Annotated in this window: 3 protein-coding genes and 2 pseudogenes; all 5 read left to right on the top strand. The window is 40.5% G+C overall.

The genetic code is table 11. The features are described from left to right. Positions 1 to 2,225 (top strand): DUF637 domain-containing protein (locus tag PVV66_RS09015; RefSeq protein ID WP_273760988.1); only part of this gene is annotated, 2,225 nt, incomplete at its 5' end. 64 nt (positions 2,226 to 2,289) lie between these two features. Then, positions 2,290 to 2,880, top strand: a complete 591-nt coding sequence (locus PVV66_RS09010) for an SMI1/KNR4 family protein (protein ID WP_273719492.1) — start codon at positions 2,290 to 2,292, stop codon at positions 2,878 to 2,880. A 106-nt stretch (positions 2,881 to 2,986) separates the two neighbouring features. After that, positions 2,987 to 5,550: pseudogene (locus PVV66_RS09005) on the top strand (DUF6990 domain-containing protein). A 91-nt stretch (positions 5,551 to 5,641) separates the two neighbouring features. Next, positions 5,642 to 5,992, top strand: a complete 351-nt coding sequence (locus PVV66_RS09000) for an HNH/ENDO VII family nuclease (RefSeq protein WP_100131189.1) — start codon at positions 5,642 to 5,644, stop codon at positions 5,990 to 5,992. Positions 5,993 to 6,262: 270 nt separating this feature from the next. Then, positions 6,263 to 6,398: pseudogene (locus PVV66_RS08995) on the top strand (SMI1/KNR4 family protein); the annotation flags it as partial.

Raw genomic sequence — 6,398 nt, 5'->3', positions numbered from 1 at the left:
GCGACAAAGGCTATCTGAAGGAAAGTATCGACTATGTAACCATGGAAGCTGGTGGGGGCATGAAATTTGATGCAGGTGATGGCTTTGTTGTTGAATATGAGACAACGGGTGATTTTGACAAATCCCTTGAGCAATTGGCACGCTCTCCAGGACTTTCATGGATCAAGCAATTGCGTGATGATCCAGAATTAGCCAAGCAAGTTGATTGGCAGGCTGTTAAAGCTGAATTTAAAAACTGGGATTATAAAGCCCAAGGTCTGACAGAAGCTGGTGCTGCTTTGGTTGCATTGGCTGTCACGGCTGTCACGGGTGGGGCAGCGTCCACAGCGGCGAGTGCCATTACTGGTGCTTTGGGGCTTGGTTCGAGCACGGCCATGAATGCAGCAATACAGGCAGGTGTCCAAGCATTGATTAACAAAAGTGCTGTGGCTCTTGTGAATAATCGCGGCAACATTGCCGGTGCACTCCATGAGCTTGGCTCATCGAAGAATGTTCTGGGTATTGTTTCCTCGATGTTAACAGCAGGCTTAACCAGCCAAATAACTGAGATGGCTGGTGTTGGACAATCTTTAACCAAAACGGCACCTTTGATTGATCGCATCACCCGTGAGGCGGAAAAGAACTTGATCAAAGCCGCCATTGGCACGGGTGTACAAACGGCTCTTGAGGGTGGTTCTCTTGACAAGAACTTTTTTAACAACCTGCGCATCGCCTTGTCTGATACGGTTGGCAAATCGTTAGCGGAAGAAATCGGCACAGCTAAGGAAGAGGGCAAAATAGACACGGTCACACAGATCGTTGCTCACGCCGGTCTTGGCTGTTTAAAAGGCGCTGTTGCAAGCGGTGCTTGCTCTGCTGGGGCGATTGGCGGTGCTGTAGGTGAAGCCACAGCTATGCTCCAGTTTAAACTGTGGATGCAAAGCATTGTGAAAGAGGAAATGGGGGATCTTAATGGTCGCACCCCAACCGCAGAAGAGCAAGCCCGCATCACTGCAAAGATTGATGCGCAGTTTGCTGACTTTAGAGAGCATACCATTGATGTAGCGCGTGCTGCGGGGGGCTTTGCTGCCGCCCTTGCTGGTGGCAATGTTGATGCCGGCGCTGATGCTGCAGGCAATGCCGCAGAAAATAACTACCTCAGCAGTGCTCAACAAGCTCAGATGGAAAAAGAATTAAAGGAATGTCCTGACTTTTTATGTCAAGCAAAAGTGACTGCGAAGTGGAATGCGATTAGTGCAGGACAAGATATAAGCTTTGGGGCTGGTATGGTTGCTGGTGTACCGGCTGAAATATACGATACGGTTGATGGTTTTTTGCAAATAATCAGTTCTCCTACGGTTGGTGACTTGATACAAATAGCCAAAAATTCCAAAGAGATTTTGAAAGCGCTCAAAGATTTCTTCATCAGTGGTAAGGTTTTGGCTACCCTTGGGCATGCCTTTGCACAGCCCTATGTAGATCGCATTAATAAAATGGAGGAGGAATATGAGCGAGCCGGTGCCGGTGGTTCCTTTAATGCTGGTCTTGAATTCGGACAATTATTGACTGAAGTAGCAACGCTGTTTTTGGGAGGTGCTGGAGCAGCCAAGGAAGGTATACAGCTTGGCGAAAAGACAGTGATCAAGTTCAATGCTATGAAAGATTTTGCCCAATTTGCTTCCAAGAAAAATCTTGCCAAACTTGCAGCTCAAGGAGATCCTGACAAACTTGCGGCGAAGAAAGAACTAACCAAACTCGCTGCTAAAGAAAAAAAGAAGTGGTTAAAAAAGAAACCCACTAAATTTACCGATAGCAAATTTGGACAGACAAACAAAGTCTATCAGAGAGACGATTTATTTGATCCTAACAAAATGGTTAAATGGAGAGAAAACAAAAAAGACGTGTGGGGCACCAATGTTGAAAGAATGGAGGCAGGAAAAGCACCTATAGGACATGATGGCTGGCCTGTTGAATTGCATCATCTCTCGCAAACGCCTGAGGACGCCATAGCAGAAACTAGTAAGGAATTTCATCAAAAATATACTTCTGTGATTCATAATAATCCAAAAACACATCAATCGCTTATAGAGAGAAAAAAGTTTGATAAGTGGAGAGAAGAATATTGGAAGGAACGCGCTAAAGGGTATAGAGAACAAAAAAACAGTCATTTAGGAGGAATAATCGATATGAAATGGGGTATCATAGGTCTAGATTTTAACAGATGGGAACAGGAGCATCAGCAGTAATGCTCTAAGATTGATGAAAAGAGAAAAAACAGAGACTTATAAAATAATTGATGGAGAATAATTGATGAAAACCTATACCTTAGCTGATGTTGCAGTATTAATTGATAAAGTGAATAAGTATGATGATGATATTATCACTTTTGGTAGTGAAGATGATGAAGAGAACGAAACGGATGATCTACAGATTGAAAAGGCGGAGAAAACTCTCGGCTTACAATTCACATCCTCTTACAAAGTTTTTTTAAAAAAATATGGAGGAGGAGAAATTGGTGGTGAAGAAATTTTTAGCATTTATGGAGATGGTGGGGAAGGTATTCCTGCTGGTGATATTGTTTACCGAAACTTACTCAATAGAAAACATGGTTTTGCGACACCAGAACAGCTTATCGTTTGTGAGGCTGATTTTGATGAAACCTTTTATTTTGATTATACGCAGTTTCGGGATGGTGAATGCCCACTCTATGTCAGGCTAGCATTGGGCGATTGCGAATATTACGCGAGTAATTTTTATGAATTCCTTTGTAAAAGAATTATAGTACATGCGGGAGAAGATATACTTGATGGTGATCAACCGATTGAAAAGACTGAGAACACTCCCAGTCCACAACCTCTCCCTTTTTACAAGAGTTTTTGGAAAAAACTATGGAAGAGGTGAAATTGATAGAGGAAATATGGAGCGTTTATAACGCAAGTTTTGAGGATCATCCATGAAAACCTATACCTTAGATTATGTTGCACAATTGGTTGATAAGTGAGTCATGATGCAAACAAAAGATGTCACAGAGATTTTAAAAAGACTGGGCTGGGAGCCTTATCGTGATAACGTGGGGGATACTTTTGCGCATTATCATCTTCCTGACCGCATTATCGGTATTGGATATAGTGTAAAAAATTATGGAGAGAGAGGCAAAGAGTTTTTGCTTTCGGCTAATCTCACCACCGCTGCTTATTGCCTTGCTCGGGAATATTCTAGTGGTGAAAAATCACAGCGTAAATATGAAGATGAGCTATTTTATGCGAAGGAGAATTTTGGGGTTAGAGCTCCTGATCTTTCTGAAAGTCATATTGAGGAATCTTTAAACAAAGTAATTGCGTGGGCGAAAGCACAAGATATTGAAAAAAAGTTGTGCGAGGAAGCTGCTAATCATTCTGGCGCTGCACAAGCATTGCTTGGCGATATAGAGGCTTTAAGGTCTGATGAGCCTACACCCCAATTATTTGTTCCAGAATTTGCTGATTATAAAACAATGACGTCGGATGAGCGCCTTCTTCTCTTTGTGCAAGCTTATAAAAACGGAGAGTTAGACGATATTCTAACGCGCAAAAAGCCCAAACAGCGCTCGATAAGCCTTACAGCAGCAATGCGCATTCTTAAAACGCAAGGGTGGTCTGCCACAGAACCTGGAAAAATGTTTCTGTCTTTGCCAGATCGTTTTATTGGATTTGATTTTGGTTTTATACGCCTCCATGACAATTACAATGTCCGTCTTGAAGCTGAGATCTCTAACGAAGAGATTTCTGTAGCTTGCAAATATATTCATTATAGTGGGGAGTATCGATGCATATCACCTACAACTATTTATAATTCTTTTAACACGATTGGAGGGGGGATTTTTAGCGGTTTTGGTAAAGGGATTGATATTTGTGTGGAGACATTGAATGAGCAAGAGTTGACAAAAATCTCTGAGCGGGTGATACAGTGGGCACGCGCTCAAGATTTGCAAGCATCGATCGAAAGCAATACAGTTGTTCAAAAATATAGCTACAAGATAGACATAGTCTGGCATTTAGCTTGTTTAGCATTGACAGGTCGAATTGATGTCCTGAAATCCTATCAAGATTTTTTAGAAGCCGGTACGATTTCTGAACATTTAGAAGATCGTGAAGTGGAGAAGTATGTTAATCACGCCGTTCAATTTGCTGAAGAGCATTTGAAAATCCTTAATGATCGAAAAGCCATAGATGATCGTCTTAGTTTGCAAGATTTGTCGTTTCTTAATACAGTTTCTGAAGACTTAAAAAGGATGGACTGGACAGTTTATCGTGATAAAAACTACAATCGCAATGCTTATTTCATAAGTAAAGACCGTATCATTAATATGGTGTACGACCTTGATAAAGAAGAAGAAACAGCGCTTATTAGCTTCAAGGTTTCTCTTTCAACGCTTGGTTTTTCCACGGCTTATCGATCTATTTTCATTAGCGCTCCTCAATATATAGCTCTCAAAGAAGCAGAAGAAGTTTATACAGTTTCTAGTATTGAATTGGATGAAGGCAAGCTGAAGCAGATTTGTACAGATATGCTTGAATGGGCAGATCGGCAAAATGTCAATCAAATCATTTATGATTATGCCGCTTTATCTCCAGATAGTGAATATGATCTTGCGCGGTTTCATCTTATTGCGCTTATTCTGATTGGGGATGTTGAGAAGCTTAAATTTTATAAGGAAAGTTTGAAGGACCAAAACTTTTCAAGTTTGATAAGAGAAAACATAGCGCATATTATTGACAACGTTCTTAGGCTTGCACGGCGTTATCGGACGGGTTTTCCCAAAAACGCTCCAATTTTAAGCTTGGATCCACAAACAACACCTGTTGCTTCCAAAACTGTTGCTGTTGAAGTGACAGAGGAGGTAGAGGAAACGGATGATAGAGATGCTCCATTGACTATGGAAAGTGCAACAGCACTTTTAAAAAGCCTAGGTTGGTTAACCGAGAAAATCGATGAGAATGATCATATGGCAAGCTATCAATTGGCTGATCGTGAAGTAGACATTCTTTATAACGATGAAGTTGCTAAAGATTGTCCGCAATTTGATAGCGCCTTTTTGATTAGCACGGGCATTTTGGCTTCAGCTTGCAAATTCATTGATCCTAGCCACACGGAAGATTTTCCAGATATACAGCTTAATTTTGAAGCCAAGGGACTGGAAATCTTTGAACCAGAAGTCACTGCGGATCGTTTAACACAGGCGCTTGATGATGCGCTAGAATGGTCAGTAACGGCTATTGATCTTTCTGAAAGACTTCGCGCTGATTATGGCATTGCTCCTTGGCAACAGGATGCAACATCTAAGGCAAACAGTCCGGATTATGCTTTGCTTCATCTTGGCGCTCTTGCTTTGTTGGGTGATGTTGAAACCTTACAATCTTATCAGCAAAGTTTTGCAGTAGGAGATCATCTAGGCTTTGACGACAGCATCAACGAAACTCACCTTGAACGGGCAATAGCTTTAGCCAAAGAGGTGTCAAAAACCAAACAGCTTTAATTGAACGCGTAGCAAAGGATTTTGACAATCACTCAGAGCTTTCTAGTGAGGAATAACCTCGCTCTTTTGGAAGGAGAGTTTATTAAGCTGATTTAGAACAAAGAATACATTGATTATTTTGAAAAAAATCCGAGGGGCTTATGAATCATGAAATGGATAAAGAAAAACAGTATGGGGGCAGCTGAGTCTGTGGAATTTAAAGGTCAAAAAGTTTATCAGGAAGATGAACTGTTTGAGCCTGAAACAGTTTCTTCTTGGAAAGAAAAGGGACAGATAGTAACAGGTACAAATTTGGAAAGAATGGCATCAGGAAGAGCTCCTATTGGAGTCGATTGTAGGCCTATTATGTTACATCCTATGACACAAGAACAAGATAGTCCTATCGCTGAGGTTCTCTACTCATTTTATCAAGGCAAAAGTTTTGTTGCTGATATGAAGCCAAAGACAAATTTTATCAGAAAAGTTATTTGTTGGATTTCAAAAAAAATTTCTAAGTAGGAAAAAAGAAAAGGTCATTATTGCAAATATTGGAGTCATGTCCCTAAAATGTGCTCTCTAAGCTTTAGTAATCATTCCTTTTAATGACATCATATATTGTACATGTGAGATGATTTTACCGACACAGATGAGACAAGAGCTCCATCAAGAAAATATCCCTTATGCTTTTATCAATTTAATCCCAATTCCATTGACTATAAGAGAGAAATATTGATCAGTAGAAACACTCATTATTAGTACAAACACGCTGTGACTTATGGAGAAAAATTTATGAAAAGTTATACTTTAGATGATGTTGCACAATATATTGATATGCATAGTCATGTTATTAATTTTGGGACTAAAGATAATGCACCTGATGATGTACGGATTAAAACAGCAGAGAACACTCTCGATTTACAATTTA

Origin of the sequence: Bartonella sp. AU16XJBT (assembly GCF_028618665.1) — a bacterium.
In the GTDB taxonomy this organism is placed as follows: Bacteria; Pseudomonadota; Alphaproteobacteria; order Rhizobiales; family Rhizobiaceae; genus Bartonella.
Note: the sequence above shows the minus strand (reverse complement) of the source record. Positions and strands in the feature narration are given on the sequence as shown.

Coding starts and splice junctions, on each gene's coding strand:
- PVV66_RS09000 (WP_100131189.1), top strand. CDS start 5,642: ATGAAATGGATAAAGAAAAACAGTATGGGGGCAGCTGAGTCTGTGGAA.
- PVV66_RS09010 (WP_273719492.1), top strand. CDS start 2,290: ATGAAAACCTATACCTTAGCTGATGTTGCAGTATTAATTGATAAAGTG.